Genomic DNA, 24,735 nt, shown 5'->3' on the forward strand with positions numbered 1-24,735 from the left:
CAGGGTCATGCCTGCGGCTCCTGTGCCGTGCCATCGCGCAGCGCACGCTGTTCACGGCGACGGGCAAGCCATTCCGAGAAGCGTTCCATGTACAGGTAGATCACCGGCGTGGTGTACAGGGTCACCAGCTGCGACAGCAGCAGGCCGCCGACGATGGCGATGCCCAGCGGGCGACGCAGTTCCGAGCCGATGCCGGTGCCCAGCGCCAGCGGCAACGCGCCGAGCATGGCTGCCGCGGTGGTCATCATGATCGGGCGGAAGCGCAGCAGGCAGGCACGGCGGATGGCCTCGCGTGCGTTGGCACCGGTGCGCCGCGCCTCGATGGCGAAGTCGACCATCATGATGCCGTTCTTCTTGACGATGCCGATCAGCAGCACGATGCCGACGATGCCATCCACCGAAAGGCTCAGGCCACAGACCATCAGTGCCAGCAGCGCACCGACGCCGGCCGGCGGCAGGGTCGAGATGATCGTGATCGGGTGGATGTAGCTCTCATACAGCACGCCCAGCACGATGTAGATCACCACCAGCGACGCCAGCAGCAGCCACACCACGTCGGTCTGGCTGCCGGTGAATTCGGCGGCCTTGCCGATGAACTGCGCATGCACGTGCGCCGGCATGTCCAGGCTGGCCTTGGTGGCTTCGATGGCCTTGACCGCATCGGACAGCGAATAGCCCGGGGCGACGTTGAACGACACCGTCACCGCAGGCAGCTGCTGCTGGTGGCTGACCAGCAGCGGCGCGCTGGACACCTTGGCCTCGGCCAGCGCCGACAGCGGGATGATGCTGCCGGCACCGACGGTGATGCCGGTGTTCTGCGCACCGATACCGGTGGCCGTGGACGAGTTGGAGGAAGTGACCTGGCCGAAGCTGGTCGCGTTGGTGCCGGTCAGTGCGCCGGCGCCATTGGAGGCGACCGCCAGCTGTTCCATCAGCGCAGTGCTGGTACGGAACTGCGGCGCCACTTCCAGCACCACCCGGTACTGGTTGAGCTCGGTGAAGATGGTCGAGATCTGGCGCTGGCCGAACGCATCGTAGAGCGTGTCGTCGATGGTCTGCATCGGCACGCCCAGCACGCTGGCCTTGTCGCGGTCGATGTTCAGTTCCAGTGCGCGGCCCTGGTTGGACAGGTTGTTGTCGACGTCGGCCAGTTCCGGGCGCTGGCGCAGCGCCTGGGTCAGGCGGTTGGCCTGCAGTGCAACCTCCGCGCTGTCCACGTCCGACAGCGAGTACTGGTACTCGGTGGCGGCCACGCGGGTATCCAGGGTCACGTCCTGTACCGGCTTCAGGTACAGCGCCACGCCGGGAATGCCGGCGACGGACTTCTGCAGGCGCGGCAGGATGTCATCCAGTCCGTCCCGATCGCCGCGCTCTTTCAGCACGATCGACAGCTGGCCCTGGTTGAGCGTGGGATTCATGCTGCCGGCGCCGATGAAGGCTGACACGCCGGTCACGTCCGGGTCCTTGCGCAGCGCCTCGGCAACCTGCTTGGTGCGCTGCTCCATCTGCGGGAACGCGATGTTCTGGTCGGCCTGGACCACGGCGGTGATCAGGCCGGTGTCCTGTTCGGGCAGCAGTCCCTTGGGAATCAACACGTACAGCAGCACGGTCAACACCAGCGCGGCAGCGGCCACGGCCAAGGTGAGGGGCTGGTGTTCCAGCACCCAGTCCAGGCTGCGCTCGTACAGGCCGACGGTGCGCGTCCACAGGTTCTGCTTGCCGGCCGCGGCGGCACGCTCGTGCGCGTCCTCGCCCTCGGGCAGCGCATCGGGCTTGAGCAGGTAGGCACACATCATCGGGGTGAGCGTCAGCGAGATCAGCATCGACAGCACCACCGCGATGCTCAGCACCCAGGCGAACTCGTGGAACAGGCGGCCGGTGACGCCGGGCATCAGCAGCAGCGGCAGGAACACCGCCACCAGTGAAACCGTCAGCGACAGTACGGTGAAGCCGATCTGGCGTGCACCGATCTCGGCCGCTTCCTTGCCGCTCTTGCCTTGTTCGATGTAGCGCACGATGTTCTCGATCATCACGATCGCATCGTCGACCACGAAGCCGGTGGCCACCACCAGCGCCATCAGCGAGAGGTTGTCCAGCGACATGCCGGTAAAGGCCATCACCGCGAAGGTGCCGGCCAGCGACAACGGCACCGCCACCGAGGGAATGATCGTGGCCCAGAACCGTCGCAGGAACACGAAGATCACCGCCACCACCAGGCCGATGGTCAGGATCAGGGTGAACTGCACTTCATGCACCGACGCGCGGATGGTTTCGGTGCGGTCGGAGAACACTTCCAGGTGCACGTCGGCCGGCAGCACGCCCTGCAGCTGCGGTAGCAGCGCGCGGATGCGCTCGACGGTCTGCACGATGTTGGCGCCCGGCTGTCGCCGCACTTCCAGCAGCACCGCCGGCTTGCCATCGGCCCATGCGGCGAGCTGGTCGTTCTCCACGCCATCGATCACTTCGGCCACGTCGGACAGACGCACCGGGCGGCCGTTCTTGTAGCTGATGATGGTGTCGCGGTACTCGGCAGCGCTGGCCAGCTGGTCGTTGGTGCCGATGCTGTAGGACTGGGTCTTGCCGTTCAGCGAGCCCTTCGGCGCATTGACGTTGGCCTGGGTGAGCGCGCTGCGCAGCTCTTCCAGGGTCAGGCCCATGTTCGACAGCTGCGCCGGATTGACCTGGATGCGCACGGCCGGACGCACGTTGCCGGCGATCGACACCAGTCCCACGCCCTGCACCTGCGACAGGCGCTGGGCGAGGATCGAGTCCGCGTAGTTGTTGACGTCGCGCAGCGGCCGCGTATCGGAGGTCAGCTTGAGGGTGACGATGGCCGCGTCTGCCGGATTCACCCGGTTGTAGACCGGCTGGTACGGCAGCGACGAGGGCAGGGTGGCCTGGCGGATCGCCGCCTGCACGTCCTGTGCGGCGATGTCGATGTCGCGGTCCATCGAGAACTGCAGGATGATCGTGGACAACCCCGCCGAGGAATCGGAGGTCATCAGTTCCAGCCCGGAGATCTGCCCGAACTGGCGCTCCAGCGGCGTGGTCACCAGCGAGGCCATGGTGGTGGCGTTGGCACCGGGGTACTGGGTGGTCACCACCAGGCTGGGCGCATCGATTTCCGGCAGCGCCGACACCGGCAGCTTGCGGTAACCGAGGATGCCCAGAAGCAACAAGCCCGCCATCAACAGCGAGGTGGCAATCGGGCGGCGGATGAAGATCGTCGAAAAGCCCACGGACTGATCCTTGCTGGCACTTCAATGGCAGCGCCGGCGGGATCGCCGGCGCGGGGAAGAGCAGGGGCCTGCGCTCAGCGCGGGCCACCACCGCGGCGACCGCCGCCACTCTTCTGTTCGGCGGCCTTCAGTTCGGCCTCGGTCGGCGCGGCCGGCGTTTCACCCGGCTTCAGCGCGGTCACCTTGCTGCCCGGCTTCAGGCGGAACTGGCCTTCGCTGACCACGCGCTCGCCGCCCTTCAGGCCTTCGGCGATCTGCACCTGGCTGTCGCCCACTTCCACGCCACTGCGCACGGTCTGCATCTTCACCGTGTTGTCGCCCTGCACGACATAGACGTACTCGCCGTCCGGGCCACGCAATACCGCCTGGGTCGGGATCACCACGCCGCCGCCGATGGTGCGCAACTGCATGCGCACGTTGACGAACTGGCCCGGCCACAGGCCGTTGTCGGTGTTGTCGAACACCGCGCGCGCCTTGAAAGTACCGCTGTCGGCGCTGATCAGGTTGTCGACCACATCCAGCTTGCCGTCGCCGCTGAGCACGTGCGAATCGGCGCGGTCCAGCGCGGCGACCGGCACGCTGCCGGCAGCCTGCGCCTGGCGCACGTCGCCGAGCTGGCGCTCGGGCAGGTTGAACAGCACGTGGATCGGGTGAATCTGGGTCAGGGTGACCAGTGCGGTGCCGGCGTTGACCACATTGCCGGCGTCGACCGCGCGGATGCCGGCGATGCCGGTGATCGGTGCGGTGACCTTGGTGTACTGCAGCTGCACCTGCGCCGAGCGCATGCTCGCTTCATTGGCGGCAACCGCGCTTTCGTACTGTGCCACTTGGTTTCGTTGTGTATCCAGATCGGTCTTGGCCACGAACTGGCGGTACTCCGGCGCGTTCGAACGCTGGTAGTTCGAGCGCGCGGTGGCCAGCAGGGCTTCGTTCTGGCGCTTGGAGGCGACGGCCTGGTCATAGCTGGCCTGGGCGGTGCGCGGGTCGATCACCGCCAGCACGTCGCCCTTCTTCACTTCCTGGCCTTCGCGGAAATTGAGGCTCATCAGCTGGCCGCCCACCTGCGGGCTGACGGTCACGGTGTTCATCGCGGTTACCGTGCCCAGCGCGCTGGCATACACCGGCACGTCCTGGCGTACGGCATCGACCACGGTTACCGGCACCGGGCCGGCATCGGGATCTTCACCGCCCTCGCGGGCGCCTGCTTCCTGCCCTGCGGCCTTGTCCTTGCCGCCACCGAGTACGCGCAGGCCGACCACGGCCAGCACCAGTACCGCCACGACCAGCAGCACGATCTTCCAAACACGTGACATTCAAGACTCCAAGAGGGCTGGACGGGGCGGCACCCCGGGTGGCAATGCGCAAAGCATACCTGTGGCCCACCGGGTTTCCTGCATGACGGATGGGACGGGCGCTCAGACCAGTGGGCGAAGGTGGAGGTTCCCGTAGCGGCGAGGTTGCCCTACATTCAGGTGCAGACCCCTTCCGTGGAGATCGAGATGCGCCCTTCGTTGCTGCTGTCCGCCCTGCTGCTGGCCCTGCCGGCCCTTGCCCATGCCGAGGACGCCCAGCGCCCGGAAGTGACCTCCGCCGCGCAGCGCCTGCAGGCCAAGGTGGTTGAATGGCGACGCGATTTCCATCAGCACCCGGAGCTGTCCAACCGCGAGGAGCGCACCTCCGCCGAGGTCGCCAAGCGCCTGCGCGCGATGGGCCTGAAGCCGAAGACCGGCATCGCCCACCATGGCGTGGTGGCGATCATCGAAGGCGGCAAGCCCGGCCCGAAGATCGCCCTGCGTGCCGACATGGACGCACTGCCGGTGACCGAGCAGACCGGCTTGCCATTCGCGTCAAAAGCCACCGCGCAGTACCGCGGGCAGACCGTGGGCGTGATGCACGCCTGTGGCCATGACGCGCACACCGCCACCCTGTTGGGCGTGGCTGAAGCGCTGGTGGCGATGAAGAAGGACCTGCCGGGCCAGGTGATGCTGATCTTCCAGCCCTCCGAGGAAGGCGCGCCGCCGCCGGAAGAGGGCGGTGCTGCGCTGATGCTGAAGGAAGGCCTGTTTGCCGACTTCAAGCCCGAGGCGGTATTCGGCCTGCATGTGTTCTCCAGCGTGCAGGCAGGGCAGATCGCGGTGCGCGGTGGCCCGCTGATGGCCGCATCCGATCGTTTCGGCATCAAGGTGATCGGCCGCCAGACGCATGGCTCGGCACCGTGGAACGGCGTCGACCCGATTGTTGCCACTGCCGATCTGATCGGCACCGCACAGACCATCGTCAGCCGCCGCGCCAACCTCTCCAAGCAGCCGGCGGTGCTGACCTTCGGCGCGATCAACGGCGGCATCCGCTACAACATCATTCCCGATGAAGTGGAGATGGTCGGCACCATCCGCACCTTCGATGAAGGCATGCGCCAGCAGATCTTCGCCGACCTGCGCAACGTGGCCGATCACACGGCTGCCGCGCACGGGGCCAAGGCGGTGACCGACATCTACGAATCGGAAGGCAACCCGGCCACGGTGAACGACCCGGCGTTGACCGCGAAGATGCTGCCGAGCCTGCAGGCGGTGGTGGGCAAGGACAACGTGTACGAACCGCCGCTGCAGATGGGCGCGGAGGATTTCTCGCTGTACGCGAAGGAAGTGCCGGGCATGTTCTTCTTCGTCGGCTCGACCAGCGTGGGGATCGACCCGGCGACGGCGCCGGCCAATCATTCGCCGAAGTTCCTGCTGGATGAGAAGGCGCTGGATGTCGGATTCCGCGCGCTGCTGCAGGTTAGCCTGGATTATCTGCATGGTGCCGGCACCCCGGCGGGGTGAGGGTTACCGGCAGGGCTTGCAGCCCTGCACTCGCCGAGGCAACGGCAACAGCCGGAGCAACAGCAAGAGCGGGCTATCCGTGGGATGGCGGAGTGGATCCGGTGGCAGGGGACGGCGCAAGTACGTCCATGTAGCCTCGGTCGCGCCATCCATGGCGCTCACGCCCCTGCCACCGGACCCACCCCGCCTTCGACAGTTTCCTGCTGCTGTCGGAACGACATCCTGCTCTGGTAGGTGTCGACCTTGGTCGACACGGCGGACGTCATGAACGTCTGAAGCATCGGCTTTTGATTTTGATTTTTCTGATCTTTCCCGTGGTGGCGGCCGCGCGCAGGAAACTGTCAGAGGTCGGGCGGGGAGGCTGGGCAGGGGCGTGAGCCGCATGGATGCGGCGACCGAGCTTACATGGACGTACTTGCAGCGCCCCCTGCCCAGCCTCCCCGCCCGGCCAACCCCAGAATCCCGGCTGTACGCGACCAACCAACCCACCACGGAGGGGCTCCGCCGTTGGCCGACCCGGCCGAAGGCCGGCCCTGCGCGCGATACAATAAGCAGCATGAACACCCCACAGGATTCCAGCCTCGGTCGCGAGGTCAGTTACCCGTCGCAGTACGATCCCGGCCTGCTGTTTCCCATCCCCCGCGTCGGCGCCCGCGCCGAGATCGGTCTCGACGAGACCGCGCTGCCGTTCGTCGGCCACGACCGCTGGCACGCCTTCGAGCTGAGCTGGCTCGACCCGCGTGGCAAACCGCAGGTCGCCGTCGCCACCGTGCAGGTGCCGTGCACCTCGCCGCGGCTGATCGAGTCGAAGTCGTTCAAGCTGTATCTGAACTCGCTCAACAGCACCCGTCTGGACAGCGCCGAAGCCCTGCGCGAGCGCCTCGTCGCCGACCTTTCGGCCTGCGCCGGTGCCCCGGTCCAGGTCACGTTCGGCCTGCCGGCGCTGCGCGAGTCTCCGCTGGGCGAGTTGATCGACGGTCTTGACGTGGACATCGACTGCTATGGCCCGCCGCAGGCGGACTACCTGTCGGCCCATGCCGACGTGCTGGTGGAGGAGACCCTGGTCTCGGCCCTGCTGAAGTCCAACTGCCCGGTCACCGGCCAGCCGGACTGGGCCACCGTCAGCCTGCGTTATCGCGGCCCGCAGATCGATCGTGCCGGCCTGCTGCGCTACCTGGTCAGCTACCGCGAGCACGCCGAGTTCCACGAGCAGTGCGTCGAGCGCATCTTCAGCGAGGTGTCGGCGCGCTGCCGGCCGCAGTGGCTGGAAGTGGAAGCCCGCTATACCCGCCGCGGTGGCCTGGACATCAACCCGTGGCGCGCCAGCCACGGCATCGCCGCCCCGGCCGCGACCTACCGCGAACTGCGCCAGTAACCGCCGCAGGCGGCTACAGGTAGCGCCGGGCCATGCCCGGCGAGTGCAGCGGCCTGATCCAGAGCCGCCGGCCAGCGGCCGGCGCTACCGTCGGGCCGCCCTGTCACGGGCAGCGCCGGGCCATGCCCGGCGAGCCCATCGGGGGCGTTCCGCCTCGATTGTTCAGCCGCCCCGGGGTGCGGCTTCACATCGGCACCATCCCCATTTAACAACCTCTATGACACCGTGCCAGCCATGTAGTCATACAGACGGGAGTGTGTGGATGAGTACCGAGAAGAAAGCCGATTTCTCCGGCGTCAGTGGCAGCGTCGACAGTACCGCCCAGCAGGTCCCCAAGGCGGACTTCTCCGGCGTCAGTGCCTCGGTGGACAGTACCGCCGAGGTGGTCAGCGGTGGTACCTACACCGTGCAGAAGGGGGATTCGCTGTCGAAGATCGCCAAGCAGCACCTGGGCGATGCCAACGCCTGGAAGAAGATCTTCGAAGCCAACCGCGATGTGCTCGACGACCCGGACAAGATCTTCCCGGGCCAGACCCTGAAACTGCCGCCGAAGTAATGCCGGCGATCCAATCGCCGTCCGACAATCCCTGTGAGGAACCCCGAATGATCAAGACGACCCCGCTTCAGAATGCCCTGCTGGCCGCGCTGCTGGGCAGTGTCGCCCTGGTGGGCTGCAAGAAGAAGGAAGAAACCGCAGACAACAACGCGGCTCCGGCGGCAACCACGCCGGCAGAGGCGCCCGCGCCGATGACCGGTGCGCCGCCGCCCATGGCTGCATCGGCCGTTGCGGTGTCGGCCGTCACCGTCGGCAAGTCTGCTGCTGCTGACAAGTCGGTAACCACGGCAGCCCTGTTCGCACCGAAGGACGATGTCATCGTCTCGGTGAAGACAGATGGCGCGGCCAACAATGTCACCGTCGGCGCCAAGCTGACCTACCAGGATGGCCAGGTGGCCGGTGAGCAGAACGCGACCCTGAACACCAGCGGTGCAGAGACCACCAACATCACCTTCAAGAATGCCAATGGCTGGCCGGCCGGCAAGTACCGCGCCGAAGTCATTGTCGATGGCAAGGCGGCCGGAACGCCGCAGGAGTTCGAGGTCAAGTAAGTCCCGCCGACTCTCTCCCGGTTGGACTCACGATGGACGCAGCCGCGAGGCTGCGTCCTTTTTTGTTTGTGGCTTTCCGCGAAGGCTACATCCACGCATGGCGTGGATCTACTGACGCTTGGCACGTGGTGCATCCGTCCACGGCATGCGTGGATGGATCACAGCGTTGCCGGGGCGCAGTACCGCCGCGTATGGCGCGGCTTTGCCCCGCGCGGCTGAAAACGCGACAATGCAGGGGTTTCCCCGGCGCGCGCCCACCCTGACGGCGGCGGGGGAAAGCGACACGGTTGCACGTGGCCCGGCGCTGGCGCCGGCCTTCCCCTGAGCACTGCTACAGAGTCCAAGTCCCCCATGTCCAAGATCCTCTACACGCTGACCGACGAAGCACCGTTCCTGGCCACCCAGTCGCTGCTGCCGATCGTCGACGCCTATACCTCCACCGCCGGCATCGCGGTGGAAACCCGTGACATCTCGCTGTCCGGCCGCATCCTGTCGCTGTTCCCGGAACTGCTGAGCGATGCGCAGAAGGTCAACGATGACCTGGCCGAGCTGGGCCAGCTGGCGACCACCCCCGACGCCAACATCATCAAGCTGCCGAACATCTCCGCCTCGGTGCCGCAGCTGAAGGCGGCCATCAAGGAACTGCAGGACCAGGGTTATCCGCTGCCGGATTATCCGGAAACTCCGGCTGACGACCAGCAGCGCGACTACAAGGCGCGCTACGACAAGGTCAAGGGCAGTGCAGTGAATCCGGTGCTGCGCGAAGGCAACTCCGATCGGCGCGCGCCGCTGTCGGTGAAGAACTACGCCCGCAAGCATCCGCACCGCATGGGCGCCTGGGCGTCCGATTCGAAGTCGCACGTCGCGCACATGGCCGCCGGTGATTTCTACGGCAGCGAGAAGTCGGCCACGCTGGCCAACGCCGGTTCGCTGAAGATCACCTTCCACGGCACGGACGGCAGCACCGTCGTGCTGAAGGAAAAGACCGCGGTCAAGGCCGGCGAGATCGTCGACGCCGCGGTGATGAGCCGCAAGGCACTGGCCGCTTTCATCGGCGAGCAGATCGCCGATGCCAAGGCCCAGGGCGTGCTGTTCTCGCTGCACCTGAAGGCGACCATGATGAAGGTCTCCGACCCGATCATGTTCGGCGTGGCGGTCAACGAGTTCTACAAGGACGTGCTGGCCAAGCACGCCGACGTGCTCAAGCAGGCCGGTTTCGATGCCAACAACGGCATCGGTGACCTGGCCGCACGCCTGCCGTCGCTGCCCGAAGCCACCCGCACCGCCATCGAAGCCGACCTGGCTGCCGAGTACGCACAGCGCCCGGGCGTGGCCATGGTCAACTCCGACAAGGGCATCACCAACCTGCACGTGCCGAGCGATGTGATCGTCGACGCATCGATGCCGGCGATGATCCGCGACTCCGGCAAGATGTGGAACGCCGAAGGCAAGCTGCAGGACACCAAGGCGGTCATTCCGGACCGCTGCTATGCCGGCGTGTACCAGGCGGTCATCGACGACTGCCGCAGCAACGGTGCCTTCAACCCGGCCACCATGGGCTCGGTGCCCAACGTCGGCCTGATGGCGCAGAAGGCTGAAGAGTACGGCTCGCACGACAAGACCTTCCAGATCGCTGCCGACGGCGTGGTCAAGGTCACCGACGACGCCGGCAACGTGGTGTTCGAACACGCCGTGGAAGCGGGCGACATCTGGCGCATGTGCCAGACCAAGGACGCGCCGATCCAGGACTGGGTCAAGCTGGCCGTCGAACGCGCCCGCCTGAGCAGCACCCCGGCCGTGTTCTGGCTGGACGCCGCCCGCGCCCACGACGCGCAGGTCATCGCCAAGGTCGAGACCTACCTGAAGGACCACGACACCAACGGCCTGGACATCCGCATCCTGCCGCCGGTGGAAGCGACCGCCTTCTCGCTGGCCCGCATCCGCAAGGGCGAGGACACCATTTCGGTGACCGGCAACGTGCTGCGTGATTACCTCACCGACCTGTTCCCGATCATGGAACTGGGCACCAGCGCCAAGATGCTGTCGATCGTGCCGCTGATGGCCGGTGGCGGCCTGTTCGAGACCGGTGCCGGTGGTTCGGCCCCGAAGCACGTGCAGCAGTTCGTCGAAGAGGATTACCTGCGTTGGGATTCGCTGGGTGAATTCCTGGCCCTGGCCGCGTCGCTGGAGCACCTGGGCAACCGCTACGACAACGCCGCTGCCCGCGTGCTGGCCAAGGCGCTGGACGAGGCCAACGGTCAGTTCCTGGACAACGACAAGTCGCCGTCGCGCAAGCTCGGTGGCATCGACAACCGTGGCAGCCACTTCTACATCGCCCTGTACTGGGCGCAGGCGCTGGCCGCGCAGAACGAAGACGCCGCATTGCAGGCACGCTTCGCTCCGTTGGCGAAGGCGCTGGCCGACAACGAGCAGAAGATCGTTGACGAGCTGATCGCGGTGCAGGGCAAGGCCGTGGACATCGGTGGCTACTACCGTCCGGACGTGGCCAAGGCCGCTGCCGCGATGCGTCCGAGCGCGACCTTCAACGCCGCGCTGGAGCAGCTGCGCGGCTGATCCATCGCTGCCCGGTTGTGACCGTGAAACCCGCGCTCCGGCGCGGGTTTCTTTTTTGCGGGCCGGGGTCGGATCCCTGTGCACCGCAGAGGGATCTGACCCCGCCCGTGGCGTAGGTCCACTCGGGCCCGGAACCGTGAAATCCGTCGTCTGTCGGAATGCCGTCAAAGCGGCATGAAACTTGCCCGCGATGGCCGTCGCAGAACGGATGCGTGCGTGTTTGCCACTGCCACCAATATGAGCAGTCGATCACGACGATGGCGGCAAGCCATGGCCTAGCCTTGGCGATGCGAGACCGCCGGGGAGGTGGTCGCACGGGGAACACGGATGGCACGCGTGCTCGTAGTGGGAACCGATATCCAGGGCGAACAGGCCCTGCTGCAGCGGCTGCGATTGGCCTCGGCGTTGCCCGACGGGCAGATCCGCCGCAGCCAGGACCTGGACGACTGCGACCTGCTGGTGATCCGCGATACACCGGCGCTGCGCAACGCGGCACTGCGCATGCGCCAGCAGCGCCCGCGGCTGCACTGCTGGATCGAAGACCTGGGTGGCCAGTTGCGCGAAGGCGATGGTGGCCAGGACGTATTGGATGATGGCGCGATAGGACGCGCACTGCGCGGCATGCAGGCCGGTACGGCAGCGACACCGATCCGCCTGGCGGACGGCGCACACGCGATCACCCGTCTGCTGCGCGAGCGCCTGCCATTGCGGCAGGGGCAGGCGCTGTTGGGCGAGGGCGCAGAACCACTGTTGCTGCTGGATCTGGAACAGGACCAGGCGGTGTTGCTGCGCGAGCCGGCCACGGTGCTGGTGGAACGGCTGGCACAGGGCTTCGAGCATCTGTACCTGGACGCATTGCAGCCGGCACAGCTGCAGGCACTGGCGGGTGACCGCACGCGACTGCCGCTGCGTCCGCTGCTGTGGCAATGGGCACAGCGCAGCCGCCACTGGCAGGCGTTGGATGAGCGCCTGCGCGGGGCCTCGGTGAAGCTGCTGCGCTGGCCGGATTTCCGCGTGCTCGGCCACGATCACGATGGCTTCCGCCTGTGTTCGCTGCTGCTCAAGCGTGCCTGCACGGTGGACGAATGCGCGATGCTGCTGGATCTTCCCGCCGCCGCCGTGCGCGATTTCATCCACGCCGCCTACCTGTGTGGCTATGCACAGCTGCAGGCCGCGCCTGCCGCACCGCTGGCGGGTGCACGTGCCAGCACTGCCGACACCAGCCTGCTCGCACGCCTGTGGCGCACGCTGCGCGGGAGTGACCGCGATGCGTGAGCACAAGGTGGTGGTGCTCGGTGGCATGGGCAGCGGCAAATCGACCTTGGTACGCAGCATCGCCGCCGGTGCAGTGGTCGACACCGACGTAGCCAACAGCGACCGCGCGGGGGCGGACAAGGCGTCGACCACGGTGGCGCTGGACTACGCCGATATCGACCTGCCCAACGGCGAAAGGCTGCGCCTGTATGGCACGCCCGGCCAGCAGCGCTTTGATTTCCTGTGGCCGATCCTGCTGCAGGGCGCGCGCGGTGCCGTGCTGCTGCTGGATGCGCGCCGGGCCGGCGTGGCCGCCGAGCTGGACGCCTACCTGCAGGTGCTGCGCCCGTTCGGTCCGGCATTGGCGCTGGTGGTGGCGGTGACCCATCTTGACCAGGTGCCGGCAGCGGCACTGGATGACTGGGCCGATCGCGCCCGGCTCGATGGCCAGCCGCTGCCGTTGCTGGCAGTGGATGCGCGTGATCGCGAACAAGGACTGCTGCTGATGGACGTACTGATGAGCGAAATGGAAGCGCATGCACTGGTGGCCGCACATGGCTGATGGACAAGGCGCGCCGTTGCCGGACGCGCAGCAGCGCGAGCGCCTGCAGCCGTTGCTGCAGGACCTGCAGCAACGGGTGGAAGGGGTACGGACCGTGGTGCTCGCCAGTGTCGATGGCTTTGCCCTGGTCAGCGCCGGTGCGGAGGGGCGCGGCGAGCGACTGGCGGCGATGACCAGCGCGATGCTGGCCCTCGCCGCGGCGGTGGGGCGCGAGCTGGCACTGGGCGATCTGCAGACGCTGATGCTGGAGGCCGCCGGCGGCAAGGTGCTGATGCTGGCCATCCAGGCGGAGGGACGAGCGCCGCTGCTGCTGATGGCGGCCTGCGACCAGCGCAGCGTGATTGGTCAGGTGCTGTGGCAGAGCAGGGAATGTGGTCAGGCGATCCTGACCGAACTCAGCGGATCGTGAGCCCGGCCGCAGGGGAACGAGGGGCTCGAACCAACATTGAGAGGGGTGCAACGTGGCTGGATTGAATGATTCGTTGACTGCACTGATGGGCATCGATGGCGCGCAGGCCGTGGCGCTGGTCGACTACGAGAGCGGAATGCTGCTGGGTGAAGCCGGTTCGGGCATGGACATGGAAGTGGCTGCGGCCGGCAATACCGAAGTGATCCGCGCGAAGATGAAAACCGCCGCCTCGCTCAACCTCAACGATGGCATCGAGGACATCCTGATCTCGCTCGGCAAGGCGTATCACATCATGCGCCCGGTGGCGAAGAAGAAGGGACTGTTCTTCTACATCGTGCTGGACCGGACCAAGTCCAACCTCGCCCTGGCGCGGCGCAAGGTGCAGGACGTGGAGGCCGAACTGGCGATCTGAGCCGGGAGGATTGCTGTAGAGCCGAAGGCTGCCGCAAGGGCAGCGGCCTTCGGCTCTACACAAGCGACCCCACGCCAGCGTATGGTGGCATCGGTTCTCCGTCGTGAGCCGTACATGCCGCCCGCTGTCATTTCCGCCGAACTTGCACCGCGCATCGCTGATGCGATCCGTGATGGCTTCGAGGACTACCACGCGCGATTCGCCGCGATCTCGGCGCGTGCCCGCGTGCGTTTCCAGCAGCGCGACTGGGCAGCGGCGCGCCACGATGCGGTGGAGCGCATCGCCCTCTACGACCAGTGCATCGCCGAGCAGATGGATGCGCTGCGACGGCTGGCCGGTGACGCCATCAGCGAACGCGCGCTGTGGCTGCAGGTGCACGCGCACTACAGCGCCCTGCTGCAGGGCCTGATCGATGCCGAGCTGTACAAGACCTTCTACAACACCCTGTCGCGGCGGCTGTTCGCCATCCGCGGCGTGGATCCGGAAGTGGAGTTCATCGCTTTTGACGTCGAGCCCTCCGATGCGATCACCCATCCGGTGGCGCGGCATACCTATGCCGTCTCGCCGACGCGGCCGGTGGAGGCGCTGCAGCGGGTGCTGGCCGACTACCGCTTCGATGTTCCGTATGCGCACCAGCTGCGCTGTGCCGCCGCCATCGCCGTGCGCCTGCAGGATGATCTGGCGCACTGGGGCGACACGCCAGTACGCAGCATCGAACTGCTCGATACCGTGTTCTACCGCGAGCGTCGCGCCTATCTGGTCGGGCGCGTGTTCGGCGAACACCGTTTCTCGCCTTGCGTGATCGCGCTGGTCAACGACGACCAGGGCCTGCGCGCCGATGCCGTGCTGACCCGGCGCCGCGATGTGGCCCACCTGTTCGGCGTGTCACGCAGCTATTTCCAGGCCAACCTGGCCACCGTTGGTGATGCCGTGGTGTTCCTGCGCAGCCTTTTGCCGGGCAAGCCGATCGACGAGATCTACACCGTGCTCGGACGCGCCAAGCAGGGCAAGACCGAGCGCTACCGGACGTTCTTCCGCCACTTCAATGAACACCCGAACGAGCGCCTGGCGCATGCCGAAGGCACGCCGGGCATGGTCATGGCGGTGTTCACCCTGCCCAGCTACCCGTTGGTGTTCAAGCTGATCCGCGACCGCTTCGCCTGGCCCAAGGCGATGTCGCGGCAGCAGGTGGAGGAAAAGTACGCGCTGGTGTTCAACCTCGATCGCGTCGGCCGCCTGCTCGATGCACAGCCCTACCGGCACCTGCGCTTCCCGCGCGGACGCTTTGCCCCGGCGTTGCTGGACGAACTGCTGCAGCAGTGCGCGCAGAGCGTGCGCGTGGATGGCGACGAGGTGGAGATCGCGTTGTGCTACGTGCAGCGGCGCTTCCGGCCACTGAACCTCTACCTGCGCGAGCAGGCCGGCGAGGCCGTGCGTGCAGCCGTACTCGACTACGCGCAGGCGATCACCGACATGGCACGCAACAATATCTTCCCCGGCGACATGCTGCCGAAAAACTTCGGCGTGTCGCGCCACGGCCGTGCCGTGTTCTACGACTACGACGAGTTGTGCCTGGTCAGCGACTGCGTGTTCCGTGCCTGGCCCACGCCACGCTCCGCCGAAGAAGCGATGGCCGACGAGCCCTGGTTCCATGTCGGCCCGCGCGATGTATTCCCGGAGCGGTTCGGGCCTTTCATGGGGTTGCCGGCGCAGGAGCTGGCAGCAGTGCGCGAGCACTATCGGCATCTGTTCGACCCCGCCTGGTGGCAGGGACTGCAGGCGCGCTTTGCGGCGGGTGATTATCCGGACACGCCACCCTATTCGGCTGCGCAGCGGTTGGCGTGATCGGCTGTGCCGACGGCGGCGAACTGGGGTAATCTCGGAACTCTCATCACCAAGGATCGGGCCATGATGCGTTCTCCGCTGTTTCTCGCCTTCGCGCTTGCGACCGGCACGGCTGGCTCCCTGCTCAGCACTGATGCCGCAGCGCAGAGCACGCGCGCGGTGCGTGCCACCGCCGAAGCCAGCATGGTCTTGACCGGCAACATCGATGTCGCCGCAGATGGCGCGGTCAGCGGCCTCGTACTCGACCAGCAGGCATCGATCACGCCTGCCATCGCTGCGTTCGTGGACGGCACGATCCGCAAGTGGCAGTTCGAACCCACCCTGGTGGACGGCAGGCCCGTGGCGAAACATGCACCGTTGCGCGTGCGTCTGCTGGGCCGGCCCGGGGCCGACGGCAACACGGAAGTGCGCATGACCAGCGTGGACTTCAGCGAATATGACGACAAGGCCACCGATGCGGTGACCGCCGAGCAGATGCGGCCTCCGCGCTATCCGGAAGCGGCTTTCCGCGTCGGTGCACAGGGCGAGGTGATGCTGCTGGTCAAGGTCGAGCGTGACGGTGCGGTTGCCGATGTCGTCGCCGAACAGGTGAACATGGGCGTGGTCGCACCCGAACACGTAATGAAGAAGATGCGCGACATGCTGGCCAAGGCCAGCATCAGCGAGGCCCGCAAGTGGACGTTCACGCCGCCGACCTCCGGTGAGGACAAAGGCCTGGCGTTCTGGACCGTGCGCGTGCCGGTCACCTTCGCGCTGAGCGAGAAGGGCAGCAGGCAACCGCCCAGCCCCTACGGGCGCTGGCAGGCCTACATTCCCGGCCCGCGCCAGCAGGCCCCGTGGCGCACCACCGAGGACGCCGCGCAGGTCGGCAGCGACCTGTTGCCGGCCGGCGGCGTGTACATGGTCGACAGCGCCACCCGCGGGCTGCGTCTGTTGACCCTGCTTGCCGAGCAGTGATGTTAGCCAACCGACCCCAGGTTGCATCGGCGCGGGCGTCAGACTTCATCGTTTTCATGCACAAGGAGTGGCTGTGATGCGTTCTTCTCTTTTCCTCGCGCTGGCCCTTGCGGTGTCTGGCGGTGCGGTGCTGATCGATACCGCCGCTGCGCAGACCGCGCGCGAGGTTCGCAGGCAGGCCGAGGCCAGCATGACCCTCAGCGGCGTCATCGACATCGGCCGCGAAGGCGAGGTTGAAGGGTTCCAGCTCGACCGTCGCGAAAAAGTCGATGCGGCTATTGCCGGTTTCGTGGACAACGCCGTGCAGGGCTGGCGTTTCGAACCGGTGCTGGTCGATGGCAAGCCCGTGCAGGCACGCACGGCGGTGCGCCTGCGGCTGATCGCCGACAACCCGGACGAAGGCAGCATGCGGGTGCGCCTGGTCGATGCCAATTTCAGCAAAGCAGGTGGCGAGCGCGAGGTCAGCACCGACAAGGTGACCAGCGACAGACTGCGCGCGCCGGAGTACCCGCCGCAGGCGTTGACCCTGCAGGGCGAGGGCACGGTCATGTTGATGGTCAAGGTCGGCCGTGATGGCACGGTGGCTGATGTGATCGCCGAGCAGACCAATCTGACTGTGGTTGGCACCGCGCGCGTGATGAGCCAGCTGCGCGATATCCTGGCCAAGGCCAGCGTCAGGAACGCGAAGCGTTGGACGTTCACCCCGCCCACCACTGGCGAGGCAAAGGATCGCGACTTCTGGACCGTGCGCGTACCGGTGCGATTCGCCTTCGAGGATTCGCGCGAGCGCTACGGGCGCTGGGCCGCCTACATTCCGGGCCCGCGCCAGCTGGCGCCGTGGAAGACCGGCGAGGAAACCCGGGTGGCCGGCACCGACCTGCTGCCCGAAGGCGGTGTGTACATGGTCGGTCGCGCGCAGGAAGGCCCGCGCCTGCTGACCCCGCTGGGCTGATGCGTCATTGCGGGATGCGCCGGCTCTGTCGCGGCGCATCCCGCTTGAATCGAGGTGCTCAATCGGCGTGCGGGTACACCACGACCCGGTTGCGGCCCTGTTCCTTGGCCAGGTACAGGGCTTTGTCGGCCAGGCGCAGTGCCTGCTCCGGATCCGTGTGGAAACTGGGGAAGTGGGCCACGCCCAAGGACACGGTGATCGTGCCCACCGGGGCGAAGGGCTCGTCGGCGATGGCCTGGCGCAGGCGCTCGCCGGCCTGCCGGGCCGCTTCGACGCCAACGCCCGGCAGCAGCACCAGGAACTCCTCACCGCCGGCGCGGCACAGCACGTCGGTCTCGCGCGAATGGCGGCGCATCTGTTCGGCGATATGCACGATGGCCGCATCACCGACGTCGTGACCGTGGCTGTCGTTGATCGATTTGAAGCGGTCGATATCCAGCGTCAGGATCGCAAACGGCAGGCCCTGCGCCTGCAGTGCGTCGAGCGCCTGCTGCAGTCCGCGACGGTTGAGCAGGCCGGTCAGCGGATCGGTGCGGCTGGCCCGGTTGAGCGTGCCGATCCGATCCTGCAGCGCACTGAAGCTGTACAGCACGGCCTGTTTCAGCTGCGCCACTTCGAAGTACCAGGCTCGGATGCCATTGACGTGGCTGATCGCATTGCCGGTGTCTTCGCCATCCTGCACGTTGCGCGCCAGCTGCCACAGCGGCAGCGAAATGCGCCGTGCGAACCACCAGGTGATCAGCAGCGACAACACGCCCAGCGGAATGGCATTCCAGATCACCGCCGACATCAGCCGTGACAGCGGCTGCAGCGTCGCCTCGGTCGGGCGCTGCGCGACGATGCCCCAGCCGGTCGCCGCGACAGGCGCGTAGCCGGCCAGCATCGCCACCTGGTGGTTGTTGCGCACCTGCTGCGCACCGCGCTGGCCGCGCATCACCTCTTTCACCGCCGGGTTGTTCAGCGCGTAGGTACCCACTTCCTTGGGATTGATGTGGTAGATCAGGCGGCCATGGCGATCCACCACGTACAGGTAGGAACCGTCGCGGTAGTAGTGCGTACCCAGCAGGGTGTTGAGGGCGCTGCGCTGGCGCAGGTACAGGGTGCCGCTGACATAACCGCGGTACTGGCCGCTGCGGTCGAACACCGGGTGCGAGATCGAGATCAGCAGCTTGCCGGTGGCCGACTGGTAGGGATCGCTGATCATCGGCTCGCGCCGCTCGAGCGCCGCCTTGCTGCCAGCGCTGCGCAGGATCTCGCCCTGCAGCTGCAGGCTCTGCGGCGAGGTCGCGATCACCCGCCCATCGCTGGCCACGACCAGCGAAGAATTGAAGCTGCTGGACTGCAGTTGCAGACGGCTGGCCTCATCCTGCGCCTGGGCCGGATCCATGTCGCTGTTGCCAAGCCGGGTGGCGGCGTAGGCCAGCTGCTGCTGCGCGGCCAGCAGGAAATTCTGCGTGGTCTCGGCCAGCTTGGTGGCATACACGCGGTTGGCTTCCAGAGTGTTTCCCACCAGCTGGTCGCGCTGCACGCGATAGCTGGCAAGCAGCGTATTGGCCAGGGCGATGACGGCGCTGAGCAGGGCCAGGGCAAGGATCAGCTTGCCCAGGTTGAGCCGGGGGGACAGTGTGCGCATGCGGTTGAAGGATCGGGCAGGGCTGGACCCGCCGGATTCTCCGGATGGGGCAACAGCGGGAATCGGCGGCCCGGCCAGCGCGGTCGGGGCGGAGAGTCAGGCATTTGTCCCGCAGATTATCGCCAAAACTCCGGACCGCGAAGTGAAGCCGTTTGTCCTGACGCCTTCCAAAGAAAAAGCCCCGCATAGCGGGGCCTTTTCGTAGTGCATCAATGCCGCGCGATCAGCGCTTCATCGAACCGAAGAACTCGTCGTTGGACTTGGTGTTCTTCATCTTGTCCAGCAGGAATTCCATTGCCGTCATTTCATCCATCGGATGCAGCAGCTTGCGCAGGATCCAGATCTTCTGCAGCAGTTCCGGTTCGATCAGCAGGTCTTCGCGACGGGTGCCCGAGCGGTTGATGTCGATGGCCGGGAACACGCGCTTTTCAGAGATGCGGCGGCTCAGGTGCACTTCGCTGTTGCCGGTGCCCTTGAACTCTTCGTAGATCACCTCGTCCATCTTCGAGCCGGTATCGACCAGCGCGGTGGCGATGATGGTCAGGCTGCCGCCTTCTTCCACGTTGCGTGCGGCACCGAAGAAGCGCTTCGGACGGTGCAGGGCGTTGGCGTCCACACCACCGGTCAGCACCTTGCCGGAGCTGGGCACCACGTTGTTGTAGGCGCGTGCCAGGCGGGTGATCGAGTCGAGCAGGATCACCACGTCCTTCTTGTGCTCGACCAGGCGCTTGGCGCGCTCGATCACCATTTCGGCAACCTGTACGTGGCGTGCGGCCGGCTCATCGAAGGTCGAGCTGATGACTTCGCCGCGCACGGTGCGCTGCATTTCGGTCACTTCTTCCGGGCGCTCATCGATCAGCAGCACGATCAGGTGCACGTCCGGATGGTTGGTGGTGATGGCCGTGGCGACCTGCTGCATCATCATCGTCTTGCCGGCCTTCGGCTGGGAAACGATGAGCGAACGCTGGCCCTTGCCCTGCGGTGCCATCAGGTCGAGGATGCGACCGGTGATGTCTTCCGAGGAACCGTTGCCGCGCTCCAGGGTGAAGCGGCGGCGCGGGAACAGGGGGGTCAGGTTCTCGAACAGCACCTTGTTCTTCGACGCTTCCAGCGGCTCACCGTTGATGGTGTCCACGATCGACAGCGCGAAGTAGCGCTCGCCGTCCTTCGGGAAGCGGATGCGGCCGGACAGGTGGTCGCCGGTGCGCAGGTTGAAGCGGCGGATCTGGCTGGGCGAGATGTAGGTATCGTCCGGGCCGGCCAGGTAGCTGGCTTCGGCCGCGCGCAGGAAGCCGAAGCCGTCCGGCAGGATTTCCAGCACACCGTCGGCGGCCACGCCGTCACCGTGGCGGGTCAGCACCTTCAGCAGCGCGAAGATCACGTCCTGCTTGCGGGCACGGGCCACGCCTTCGGAAATCTGCAGCTGCTCGGCGATATCCAGCAGCTTCTGGGCCGGCATGCGCTTGAGGTCGCTCAGCGAATAGACCGGGAAGCCCTCGGGCACGTTGGCGTGCGGACGCGGTACGAACGGCTGCTGTTCACCGTTGTCGTTGGGCATGCCGTCGTCGCGGAAGCGACCGCCGTTGCCACCGCCGCCGCCATTGCGATCACGGTCGCGGCGGTTGCGGAAACGGTCACGGCGGTTGCCCTGGCCCTGCTGGCCCTGCTGGCCGCCCTGGTTGTAGGGGTTCTGGTTCTGGCCGCCGCCCTGGTTGTTCTGCTGCGACTGCCGCGGCTGGCCGGATTCGCGGCCCTCACCACCTTCGCCACCGCCACTGCTGGCAGGGGCCTCGGCGGCGGGTGCGCTCGGCGCGGAAGGCGCTGCGGCCGGTGCCGGCGCTTCGGGTGCGGCTGCCAGCGGCAGGGCAGGCTGCGCCGGAGCGCTGGTTTCGGCGGCGGCCGGAGCGGCAGCCTTGGTTACGCGGGCTTTGCGCACGCGCTTTTCGGCGGGCGCATCGGCGCTACCGGTTTCGGAAGTGTTATCGGACAAGAGCGTTATTCCTCGCTTGAAGGTGCGAGCGCCCGGCTGGGGCGGCGAACATTGGGAATGGGTCTGGAAGAAACTGCGTCCAGAAGATGCGGCACGCGAACGCGGCCGGATATGCCGACACTATCATCGGCCCGCGGCGCCACGCAAGGGTCGCCGGATACGGTATTCAGTCAGGCGCCGGGGCGCCCGCCCGGCAGCCGTGGAAAACGGCTGCCGGTCACCCGCAGGATCAGGCCAGGGCCTTGTCCAGCAGGCCGGCCAGCTGGGCCTTGCCAACGGCACCAATCTGCTCGCCGACCTTCTCGCCATCCTTGAAGACGACCAGGTAGGGAATCGAGCGCACGTGGTACTTGGCGGCCAGCGCGCGGTTGTTGTCCACGTTGACCTTGGCGATCTTGGCGCGGCCCTGGTAGGCATCGGCCAGTTCGTCCAGTGCCGGGGCGATCATCTTGCAGGGGCCACACCATTCGGCCCAGAAATCGACCAGCACCGGTTCCTTGGAATTCAGTACGGCGCTATCAAAGTCGGCATCGCCGACGTGTACAACCTTGTCGCTCATCTTGGTTTCTCGTCTTGGATTGCACCCGGCCAGGCCGGAGGTGGGTGAACTGGGCCATGCCCGGTGGCGTGACCCTCGTCGTTGCCTCGCGGCGGACTGCCACGGTGCGTTCGGCGGGATGCCTGGACGCTCACGGCCGGCAGTGTACCCCTATCGCAGGGCGCGGACAGATGCTGGCTGGAACCCAGCGTATCGTGATCGGGGTTGAGCACGGTATGTGTCCGATTTCACTGTCCATGGCTGAAATGGGGGTGCTGGCGCGGTAGGCCATGGGCGCATGGGCCGCTGTTCAAGCGCGGTACTGCGGGGTGAAGAGGTGCGTCTCCCTAGACTCTGAGACGCCTGATTCCGGTTTGCCGGCCCGAGTGCGGTAAACTGGGGCATTGTGCGGCGCGCGGACCCGAGGGGTCCCGGCCAGCCCGACCCGCCGCAGGGGCCGCAGTTTGCGACGGAGCCCCAGACAGATTTCAGTGCCGCCGCCCGCAGGCGCGTGGCCATACCAAGACGGACACATGAGCGACAAACCGCTGACCGATTTGACTTTTTCTTCCTTCGATCTGCATCCGGCCCTGCAGGCCGGTCTTGAAGGAGCCGGATTCACCCGCTGCACGCCCATCCAGGCGCTGACCCTGCCGGTCGCGCTGCCCGGTGGCGACGTCGCCGGCCAGGCCCAGACCGGCACCGGCAAGACGCTGGCCTTCCTGGTCGCTGTCGTGAACCGCCTGCTGACGCGCCCGGCGCTGGCCGATCGCAAGCCGGAAGATCCGCGCGCGCTGATCCTCGCCCCGACCCGCGAACTGGCCATCCAGATCCACAAGGATGCGGTCAAGTTCGGCTCCGACCTCGGCCTGCGCTTCGCGCTGGTCTACGGTGGCGTGGATTACGACAAGCAGCGCGAGATCCTGCAGCAGGGCGTGGACGTGATCATCGCCACCCCCGGCCGCCTGATCGACTACGTCAAGCAGCACAAGGTGGTCTCGCTGCATGCCTGCGAGATCTGCGTGCTGGACGAAGCCGACCGCATGTTCGACCTGGGCTTCATCAAGGACATCCGCTTCCTGCTGCGCCGCATGCCGGAGCGCTCCACCCGCCAGACCCTGCTGTTCAGCGCCACCTTGAGCCACCGCGTGCTCGAGCTGGCCTATGAGCACATGAACGAGCCGCAGAAGCTGGTGGTCGAAGCCGAGACCATCACCGCCGCGCGCGTGCGCCAGCGCATCTACTTCCCGGCCGACGAAGAGAAGATCCCGCTGCTGCTGGGCCTGCTGTCGCGCAGCGAAGGCGCGCGCACCATGGTCTTCGTCAATACCAAGGTGTTCGTCGAGCGCGTTGCCCGTTCGCTGGAACGTGCCGGCTACCGCGTCGGCGTGCTGTCCGGCGACGTGCCGCAGAAGAAGCGTGAGAGCCTGCTCAACCGCTTCCAGAAGGGCCAGCTGGAAATCCTGGTGGCGACCGACGTGGCCGCCCGCGGCCTGCACATCGACGGCATCAAGTACGTCTACAACTACGACCTGCCGTTCGACGCCGAAGACTACGTGCACCGCATCGGCCGTACCGCCCGCCTGGGCGAGGAAGGCGATGCCATCAGCTTCGCCTGCGAGCGCTACGCGATGGGCCTGCCGGACATCGAGGCCTACATCGAACAGAAGATCCCGGTCGAAGCGGTCACCAGCGAGATCCTGACCTCGCTGCCGCGCCCGGAGCGTGCCGCCCCGGCACCGGGTGAGGAAGGCGACGAGAACGAAAGCGTCGGCCAGATCTTCCGCGAAGCACGCGAAGCGCGTGCCGCCGAGGAAGAGCGTCGTGGCGGTGGCCGCAGTGGCGGTCGTTCCGGCAGCGGTGCTGGCGCCGGGCGTGGTGGCCGTGATGGCGAGCGCAGCGGCGAGCGCCGTCCGCGTGGCCCGCGCAAGCCGCGTGTGGAAGGCGAGCAGGTTGCTGCCGCCGCAGTCGAGGGTGCGGTGACGGCTGAAGCCGCTGCCGTGCAGGCCCCGCGTCCGCCGCGCGCTGAGGCTGCGCCGGAAGGTGCGGTGGATGGCGAGCGCAAGCCGCGCAAGCGTCGTCGTCGTCGCCACGGCCGTCCGGTCGAGGGTGCAGAGGGCGTGGCAAGCAACGCCGGCAACGGCGCCAGCCCGGTCACCCCGGTGCAGGTGGTGGCCAAGCCGGTGCGCACCAGCGCCGACGCCGGCGACTCGTTCCTGACCCGTATCGGCCGCAAGATCCGCCGGATGCTGTCGGGCAGCTGATCCGGTAGCACCCGACCGTTGGTCGGGTGGCATCAAGGGTGTGCCGACCAACGGTCGGCACCCACCCTGCGGCCCGGCGCTACCGATCTGTCGCGCCGGTCCTGCATAATCGGGGCATGAGTGTCCTGCGCTTCGACAATGTCAGCAAACAGTACGCCGGTGGCCACGAAGCCCTGACCGATGTCAGCTTCGAGGTCGCGCCGGGCGAAATGCTGTTCGTCACCGGTCACTCCGGGGCGGGCAAGAGCACCCTGCTCAAGTTGATCCACCTCGACGAGCGGCCCAGCCGCGGCGCGGTGATGTTCGACGAGCGCAACCTGCTGAAGGTGCGCGGCGGCGATGTGCCGCGGCATCGACGCGCGGTCGGCGCGGTCTACCAGGACCACCGCCTGCTGATGGACCGCTCCATTGCCGAGAACGTGGCCCTGCCGCTGATCCTGCGCGGCACCCGCCGTGGCGACATCAACAAGCGCGTCCGTTCGGTGCTCGAGCGCATGGGCCTGGGCCACCGCGAGAAGGCGCTGCCCTCGCAGCTGTCGGCCGGTGAGCAGCAGCGCGTCGGCATTGCCCGTGCCATCGTCGGCGAGCCCAAGCTGCTGGTGGCCGACGAGCCGACCGGCAACCTCGACCCGACCCTGGCGGCGGAAATCATGTCCCTCTTCGCCGAGCTGCCCGCGCGCGGCACCAGCGTGCTGGTGGTCAGCCATGACCTGCCGCTGCTGCGCCACATGCGCAAGCGCGTGCTGATCCTCGACCACGGCCGGCTGGTGGACGACATCTCGCCGCAGGATCTGGCGGAGTAACC

The 24,735-nt window shown here is 66.9% G+C and carries 19 protein-coding genes; 14 read left to right on the top strand and 5 right to left on the bottom strand.

Going from position 1 to position 24,735, the window contains the following annotated elements; genetic code table 11:
- Positions 1-5: 5 nt before the first annotated feature.
- Both GIW57_RS10980 and GIW57_RS10985 read right to left on the bottom strand, forming a co-directional pair.
- Positions 6-3,239, bottom strand: coding sequence for an efflux RND transporter permease subunit (locus tag GIW57_RS10980; protein ID WP_100462184.1), 3,234 nt, complete (start codon positions 3,237-3,239; stop codon positions 6-8).
- A 74-nt stretch (positions 3,240-3,313) separates the two neighbouring features.
- Positions 3,314-4,552: an efflux RND transporter periplasmic adaptor subunit gene (locus GIW57_RS10985; RefSeq protein ID WP_236510704.1), complete on the bottom strand. Its 1,239-nt coding sequence runs from the start codon at positions 4,550-4,552 to the stop codon at positions 3,314-3,316.
- A gap of 186 nt (positions 4,553-4,738) precedes the next feature.
- On the opposite strand from GIW57_RS10985, the gene GIW57_RS10990 reads away from it, so the two are divergent.
- The 12 genes from GIW57_RS10990 to GIW57_RS11045 all read left to right on the top strand — a co-directional run bounded on the left by GIW57_RS10990 (position 4,739) and on the right by GIW57_RS11045 (position 17,505).
- The gene (locus tag GIW57_RS10990) at positions 4,739-6,058 is read left to right on the top strand and encodes a M20 family metallopeptidase (protein WP_236510707.1); all 1,320 of its coding nucleotides are present in this window, start codon (positions 4,739-4,741) and stop codon (positions 6,056-6,058) included.
- 556 nt (positions 6,059-6,614) lie between these two features.
- Positions 6,615-7,433: an NADPH-dependent 7-cyano-7-deazaguanine reductase QueF gene (queF, locus tag GIW57_RS10995; protein ID WP_236510710.1), complete on the top strand. Its 819-nt coding sequence runs from the start codon at positions 6,615-6,617 to the stop codon at positions 7,431-7,433.
- Positions 7,434-7,695: 262 nt separating this feature from the next.
- Positions 7,696-7,989 (top strand): LysM peptidoglycan-binding domain-containing protein, encoded by a 294-nt coding sequence (locus tag GIW57_RS11000; RefSeq protein ID WP_025878595.1) that lies wholly within the window; start codon positions 7,696-7,698, stop codon positions 7,987-7,989.
- Positions 7,990-8,036: 47 nt separating this feature from the next.
- Positions 8,037-8,540 (top strand): hypothetical protein, encoded by a 504-nt coding sequence (locus GIW57_RS11005; protein WP_100462188.1) that lies wholly within the window; start codon positions 8,037-8,039, stop codon positions 8,538-8,540.
- Positions 8,541-8,891: 351 nt separating this feature from the next.
- Positions 8,892-11,114: an NADP-dependent isocitrate dehydrogenase gene (locus GIW57_RS11010; RefSeq protein ID WP_100462189.1), complete on the top strand. Its 2,223-nt coding sequence runs from the start codon at positions 8,892-8,894 to the stop codon at positions 11,112-11,114.
- A 327-nt stretch (positions 11,115-11,441) separates the two neighbouring features.
- Positions 11,442-12,389, top strand: a complete 948-nt coding sequence (locus GIW57_RS11015; protein WP_236510713.1) for a hypothetical protein — start codon at positions 11,442-11,444, stop codon at positions 12,387-12,389.
- Entirely contained in the window at positions 12,382-12,930 is a 549-nt protein-coding gene (locus GIW57_RS11020) for an ATP/GTP-binding protein (protein ID WP_089237316.1), read from the top strand. Before GIW57_RS11015 ends, GIW57_RS11020 begins: the two co-directional genes overlap by 8 nt.
- Positions 12,923-13,339, top strand: a complete 417-nt coding sequence (locus GIW57_RS11025; protein ID WP_100462191.1) for a roadblock/LC7 domain-containing protein — start codon at positions 12,923-12,925, stop codon at positions 13,337-13,339. Before GIW57_RS11020 ends, GIW57_RS11025 begins: the two co-directional genes overlap by 8 nt.
- 52 nt (positions 13,340-13,391) lie before the next feature.
- Complete coding sequence (locus GIW57_RS11030; protein WP_025878601.1) at positions 13,392-13,751, top strand: hypothetical protein; 360 nt, start codon at positions 13,392-13,394, stop codon at positions 13,749-13,751.
- Between the two features lie 114 nt (positions 13,752-13,865).
- Complete coding sequence (gene aceK, locus GIW57_RS11035; protein WP_100462192.1) at positions 13,866-15,596, top strand: bifunctional isocitrate dehydrogenase kinase/phosphatase; 1,731 nt, start codon at positions 13,866-13,868, stop codon at positions 15,594-15,596.
- A 63-nt stretch (positions 15,597-15,659) separates the two neighbouring features.
- Entirely contained in the window at positions 15,660-16,553 is an 894-nt protein-coding gene (locus GIW57_RS11040) for an energy transducer TonB (protein ID WP_236510716.1), read from the top strand.
- Between the two features lie 76 nt (positions 16,554-16,629).
- Positions 16,630-17,505 carry an energy transducer TonB gene (locus tag GIW57_RS11045; RefSeq protein ID WP_268927330.1) on the top strand — a complete coding sequence of 292 codons (876 nt, stop codon included), beginning with the start codon at positions 16,630-16,632 and terminating at the stop codon, positions 17,503-17,505.
- A gap of 58 nt (positions 17,506-17,563) precedes the next feature.
- Here GIW57_RS11045 and GIW57_RS11050 read toward each other — a convergent pair whose 3' ends face one another.
- The 3 genes from GIW57_RS11050 to trxA all read right to left on the bottom strand — a co-directional run bounded on the left by GIW57_RS11050 (position 17,564) and on the right by trxA (position 21,687).
- Positions 17,564-19,138 (bottom strand): sensor domain-containing diguanylate cyclase, encoded by a 1,575-nt coding sequence (locus GIW57_RS11050; RefSeq protein WP_236510721.1) that lies wholly within the window; start codon positions 19,136-19,138, stop codon positions 17,564-17,566.
- A 223-nt stretch (positions 19,139-19,361) separates the two neighbouring features.
- A complete protein-coding gene (gene rho, locus GIW57_RS11055) occupies positions 19,362-21,128 on the bottom strand; it encodes a transcription termination factor Rho (protein WP_100462196.1) in 1,767 nt (588 codons plus the stop codon).
- Between the two features lie 229 nt (positions 21,129-21,357).
- The gene (gene trxA, locus GIW57_RS11060) at positions 21,358-21,687 is read right to left on the bottom strand and encodes a thioredoxin (protein WP_025878607.1); all 330 of its coding nucleotides are present in this window, start codon (positions 21,685-21,687) and stop codon (positions 21,358-21,360) included.
- Between the two features lie 512 nt (positions 21,688-22,199).
- On the opposite strand from trxA, the gene rhlB reads away from it, so the two are divergent.
- Positions 22,200-23,930 (top strand): ATP-dependent RNA helicase RhlB, encoded by a 1,731-nt coding sequence (gene rhlB, locus GIW57_RS11065; RefSeq protein WP_100462197.1) that lies wholly within the window; start codon positions 22,200-22,202, stop codon positions 23,928-23,930.
- A gap of 116 nt (positions 23,931-24,046) precedes the next feature.
- On the top strand, positions 24,047-24,733 hold the full coding sequence (gene ftsE, locus GIW57_RS11070) for a cell division ATP-binding protein FtsE (protein WP_025878609.1): 687 nt from the start codon (positions 24,047-24,049) through the stop codon (positions 24,731-24,733).
- Positions 24,734-24,735 lie beyond the last annotated feature (2 nt).

Origin of the sequence: Stenotrophomonas sp. PA-6-5C, from assembly GCF_021605635.1 — a bacterium.
GTDB lineage: Bacteria > Pseudomonadota > Gammaproteobacteria > Xanthomonadales > Xanthomonadaceae > Stenotrophomonas > Stenotrophomonas lactitubi.

Bases quoted from the DNA above. Each gene is read 5' to 3' on its own strand.
- GIW57_RS10985 (WP_236510704.1), bottom strand. From the start codon at position 4,552: ATGTCACGTGTTTGGAAGATCGTGCTGCTGGTCGTGGCGGTACTGGTG.
- GIW57_RS10990 (WP_236510707.1), top strand. From the start codon at position 4,739: ATGCGCCCTTCGTTGCTGCTGTCCGCCCTGCTGCTGGCCCTGCCGGCC.
- queF (WP_236510710.1), top strand. From the start codon at position 6,615: ATGAACACCCCACAGGATTCCAGCCTCGGTCGCGAGGTCAGTTACCCG.
- GIW57_RS11000 (WP_025878595.1), top strand. From the start codon at position 7,696: ATGAGTACCGAGAAGAAAGCCGATTTCTCCGGCGTCAGTGGCAGCGTC.
- GIW57_RS11005 (WP_100462188.1), top strand. From the start codon at position 8,037: ATGATCAAGACGACCCCGCTTCAGAATGCCCTGCTGGCCGCGCTGCTG.
- GIW57_RS11010 (WP_100462189.1), top strand. From the start codon at position 8,892: ATGTCCAAGATCCTCTACACGCTGACCGACGAAGCACCGTTCCTGGCC.
- GIW57_RS11015 (WP_236510713.1), top strand. From the start codon at position 11,442: ATGGCACGCGTGCTCGTAGTGGGAACCGATATCCAGGGCGAACAGGCC.
- GIW57_RS11020 (WP_089237316.1), top strand. From the start codon at position 12,382: ATGCGTGAGCACAAGGTGGTGGTGCTCGGTGGCATGGGCAGCGGCAAA.
- GIW57_RS11025 (WP_100462191.1), top strand. From the start codon at position 12,923: ATGGCTGATGGACAAGGCGCGCCGTTGCCGGACGCGCAGCAGCGCGAG.
- aceK (WP_100462192.1), top strand. From the start codon at position 13,866: ATGCCGCCCGCTGTCATTTCCGCCGAACTTGCACCGCGCATCGCTGAT.
- GIW57_RS11040 (WP_236510716.1), top strand. From the start codon at position 15,660: ATGATGCGTTCTCCGCTGTTTCTCGCCTTCGCGCTTGCGACCGGCACG.
- GIW57_RS11045 (WP_268927330.1), top strand. From the start codon at position 16,630: ATGCGTTCTTCTCTTTTCCTCGCGCTGGCCCTTGCGGTGTCTGGCGGT.
- GIW57_RS11050 (WP_236510721.1), bottom strand. From the start codon at position 19,138: ATGCGCACACTGTCCCCCCGGCTCAACCTGGGCAAGCTGATCCTTGCC.
- trxA (WP_025878607.1), bottom strand. From the start codon at position 21,687: ATGAGCGACAAGGTTGTACACGTCGGCGATGCCGACTTTGATAGCGCC.
- rhlB (WP_100462197.1), top strand. From the start codon at position 22,200: ATGAGCGACAAACCGCTGACCGATTTGACTTTTTCTTCCTTCGATCTG.
- ftsE (WP_025878609.1), top strand. From the start codon at position 24,047: ATGAGTGTCCTGCGCTTCGACAATGTCAGCAAACAGTACGCCGGTGGC.